At 33.6% G+C, this 4018-nt stretch carries 5 protein-coding genes; 1 reads left to right on the top strand and 4 read right to left on the bottom strand.

The window, feature by feature from the left end:
- Positions 1-223: 223 nt before the first annotated feature.
- Positions 224-1654 carry an IS1634 family transposase gene (locus Q0C22_RS03160; RefSeq protein ID WP_291490618.1) on the top strand — a complete coding sequence of 477 codons (1431 nt, stop codon included), beginning with the start codon at positions 224-226 and terminating at the stop codon, positions 1652-1654.
- Here Q0C22_RS03160 and istB read toward each other — a convergent pair.
- From istB to Q0C22_RS03140, 4 genes are read right to left on the bottom strand one after another with little or no spacing between them, the layout of a single operon-like run.
- On the bottom strand, positions 1623-2264 hold the full coding sequence (gene istB, locus Q0C22_RS03155; protein WP_291490617.1) for an IS21-like element helper ATPase IstB: 642 nt from the start codon (positions 2262-2264) through the stop codon (positions 1623-1625). The genes Q0C22_RS03160 and istB overlap by 32 nt on opposite strands.
- Entirely contained in the window at positions 2257-2397 is a 141-nt protein-coding gene (locus Q0C22_RS03150) for a hypothetical protein (RefSeq protein ID WP_291490616.1), read from the bottom strand. Before Q0C22_RS03150 ends, istB begins: the two co-directional genes overlap by 8 nt.
- Positions 2375-3163, bottom strand: a complete 789-nt coding sequence (locus Q0C22_RS03145) for a hypothetical protein (RefSeq protein ID WP_291490615.1) — start codon at positions 3161-3163, stop codon at positions 2375-2377. The genes Q0C22_RS03150 and Q0C22_RS03145 overlap by 23 nt, the downstream gene beginning before the upstream one ends.
- A 57-nt stretch (positions 3164-3220) precedes the next feature.
- On the bottom strand, positions 3221-3928 hold the full coding sequence (locus tag Q0C22_RS03140; RefSeq protein ID WP_291490614.1) for a DDE-type integrase/transposase/recombinase: 708 nt from the start codon (positions 3926-3928) through the stop codon (positions 3221-3223).
- Between the last annotated feature and the right edge of the window lie 90 nt (positions 3929-4018).

Raw genomic sequence — 4018 nt, 5'->3', positions numbered from 1 at the left:
CTTTCTTCTTCCACAACTCCATTATCTATCCCATTATCCCAAAAACCCTTAACCCATCTTCGTCAAAAACCTCCAAAGTTTAGCTAAAATGCTTTACCTCTAAAAGCATAAACATTATCCAGAAGGCATCTTTTGTAATAATCTTTATCATTTTGCCCAAAAAGCTTAATTTAGTGACTGAATATTAATATAACACGTGACAAATGAAATTTGATAGTGTATATTGCCTTTTACGTATATTCGTCCTGTCGCAAAATTAGACAAAAAGAACAATAAGAAATACACAGCATATGAGCTTGTCCAATCTTACAACACGCCAAAAGGACCAAGGCAGGAAGTTATCTTGTATCTGGGAAGTTCAAACAAGTTAAGCGATCTTACCAAAGAGGAGTTCAAGCTTCTTGCCAAAAGAATACGTGATATACTATACAATCGCCCCCGACCTCTTTTTGGGTTTTCTCCCAAAATAGAAGAGTTAGCCGAATTTTACGCAGACACAATAATAAAGAAAAACAGAAACAGCAATACAGTTGATAATCATACTCTAGCGCAATTTACATCCGTTGGTATTGACAGCATAGAGCATTCAAAGGTAAGGACAATAGGAGCAGAATATATTATTTTAGAGGCTCTAAAATCTCTCAGTATAGATAGAATCCTAAAAGGACTCGGGTTTTCACAAAAAGAAATAAATACAACAATAGCTCTTATAACGGGCAAGCTCTTTGGAAACACATCAGAACGCTCCATCCATTCTTTCCTGCAAAATCAAAGCGCAATAGATGAGCTTTTAGACACAAACTTCAATAAACTTTCTTTGTCTAGTCTGTATAGAGTTCAAGACAAACTCTTCAATCAAAAAGAACAAATAGAATCTAAGCTCTATGAAAAAGAAAAAGATCTCTTTAATTTCCAAGAAACAATATTGCTGTTTGATATGACCAACTCTTATTTTGAAGGCAAAGCCTATACTGATTTAGCCCAATACGGCCACTCCAAAGAAAAAAGAACAGATTGTCCTTTGGCAAGTTTAGCCCTTGCTTTAAACCAATACGGCTTTCCTGTAAAAAGCTTTATATTCAAAGGCAATGTATCTGAACCCAAAACACTTTCTTCTATTATAGAAAGCATTACTATGGATGCTTCTATACAAAAGTGCATTGTGTTTGATGCTGGCTTTGCTACTACAGAAAATCTTTCTTACTTAAAAGAACACAACTACAAATACATAGTTGTATCAAGGGATATATCGCTAAAGCTCAAAGATATAGATTACAATGATTCAATAGATCTAAAAAACTACTCTTTAAAAGCCTACATAGAAAAACAAGACGATGAATCCTGCCTGTATGTAAAAAGCGATGCCAAAGAGCTAAAAGAAACTTCCATGATGGAGAAGTTTAAAGAGAAATTTGAGCTTTTCCTCTCAAACTTAAAATCAGGCCTTTCTAAAAAGAACTCAAGAAAAAGCTACAATGCCATAATGCAACGCCTTGGAGCGCTTAAAGAAAGATACATTAGAATTGCACGGTTTTATACAATAGAGGTAATAGCAGACAAATGTCAATTATCACGAAAATTGACCCGTTTTTTCACGAATTTTGACCCACCATTGTTTTTGATTAGCTCTCTTTATTCTTTCCAGTATTTTTAAAAAGTTCTCTCATTCTGTAGCTTTTGCCGCTTATTAAGAAAGGATAGCTATGGTGTAATAATCTATCTAGGATAGCTGATGCTACAACATCATCTCCAAATATCTCACCCCATTCCTCAAATGGTTTATTAGTGGTCAATATTGTGGATTTTTTTTCATACCGTTTTGATATAAGTTTAAAAAATAAGGAAGAGGCTGCTTTATTAACCTCAAGATAGCCAAGTTCGTCAATTATAAGAATATCTATTCTAGCCAAAGATTCAATGTATTCTACCAGCCTAGAACTTATGTTGGCTTTTATTAACTCACTCATTAACTCTTCTGTAGTAAAAAACAATACCCTCTTTCTTTGGAGGGCTGCTTTTACTCCTATTCCTATTGCAAGGTGTGTTTTGCCTACACCAGGAGGTCCTACAAATATTATATTTTTTGCGTCATCCATAAAGTTTAAGTTACAAAGTTCCTTTATTAATTTTTCATCTACCTCTGGCTGAAAACTAAAATCGTATTCTTCTACAGTCTTTATAAATGGAAACTTAGCTTTCTTAACTTTAGTTTTTATAGAATTGTCAAGTCTTGAGTCTGCTTGGATTTTCAATACGTTATACAAAAACTGTTGATAGTTTATTTTGCTTTTTGCAGCATTTTTTCGCTTCTTTTATAAAAATATCCTTTATTAAAGGCAAAGATAGTATTTTGCAATAATATGATATTGCTTCTTTAAGATTGTTGGTTTCGTCCATAGGCATACTCCTTTAGAGATCTTTTCACATTTTTAGAAGTTACCGCAAAAGATTTTACTTCAGATAACGCATCCGTTTTTAAGCTGTACCTTTGAAGCTCACTTTTTGCAAAATGGTAGTTAAAGATATGGTATTTAATACACTCCTGCATTACACAAATGCAGTCTTTGGTATCATAATATTCAAAAAGCGACAAAATGTGTTTTAAATGGTAGGCTGGGTTGAGTCTCTTTTGGCTTTTGATAAGATCCAAGAATAGTTCTTTATCGTTAAATTCACAAAATCTTTCCAGAAACTTGTGTTTTAAGCTATCAAAAGAATTCTGTTGTATATTGCTATAGCTTTTGTAGTGGCTTTTGTCTATAATAATATTACCTTTATTTAACGGTATTGGGTGAGTTGCTATCAATTTTTTAGCTTGAGAATAGACCTCAAGCTTTAATCCCTTGTAGCTTTTCACCCAAACCTCTTTTCCAATAAAGTAGTGTGGAACAGAGTATCTGTTGCCATTGTAGCTTATGAGGCAATCTGATGTTGCTTTGCGCAAACTAAAAAGTGATGGCAAAAAAATGTTTTCTTTGGGCAAAGGAATTAAAAACGCTTTTTCTTTCTCAAATAACTCTATTGGGTTTCCTTTGATTGTGCTATGGTAGCGATTGTTAAATTCATTTTGGAATACCTTTAGTTTAAAATGAAAATCTTCAAAAGACTCAAAGCTGTTGTTTTTTACAAAATGGTGCTCTATAAAACCAAACGGATTTTCCACCTTACCTTTGCTTTGAGGGTAAAAAGGTTTTGAACGTGTTGGCTCTATACCGTAATATCAGCAAAAATTCAAAAATGTTTCGTTCCATTTGAAATTGTTACGGCTTGGATTTGATACAAACTGGGCAGCATTGTCTACTTGTATTCTGGCACATACTCCGCCAGCTTCTCTAAAGGCTTCTTCTAAAACGGTTAATACTGTGTTTTGTGTAATATCAAGACCTGCATCAATAATTTTTTTCCTGCTATAGCCAAATATCAATAGATAAACATAAACCTTTAGACTTACAGAGCCAAAGTTCACTTTGTATTCCGACCAGTCATACTGCATCTGCTCACCTGGTAAAGTTTCATATAACTCGTATGCTTTTTTAGATAAGTCATTCCTTAATTCTTTGAAGTATTCTTCAATATAGCGGTAAACAGCTATATTAGAGCCTTTGTAGCCTTTGTATCTAAGATTTGATATAGTTACAGATACACGTTGTTTTTTAAATACAAAAGACTCTTTTATGAATTCATGAAATGGCTCAAGCTCTTTGTAAGCAGTTTTGCTACGAAAGTAGGAAGGATAGGCTTGACTTTTAAGAGCCCTTTTTACAGTATTGCGGGAAACATTCAACACTTCCGCAATTTTCCTTGTCCCTAAGTTTGGATTTCGCTTTTTTAGGTTAACTATTGTAACCCAGTCTTCCATTTTTAACACTTCTTCTTCTCCTACAAAAAATTTGTAGGGTATTTTATACAAAGGTGGGTCACTTTTCATGAAAAAACTGGGTCTATTTTACATGAAAATTTACAAACCCCCAGGAAACCCTAATAATATACCGCAATAAAGATGTGGTTGAAAAATGCT

This window comes from Desulfurella sp. (genome assembly GCF_023256235.1).
GTDB lineage: Bacteria > Campylobacterota_A > Desulfurellia > Desulfurellales > Desulfurellaceae > Desulfurella.
The sequence above is the reverse complement of the archived record's forward strand: the minus strand, read 5'-3'. Positions and strand labels throughout refer to the sequence as shown.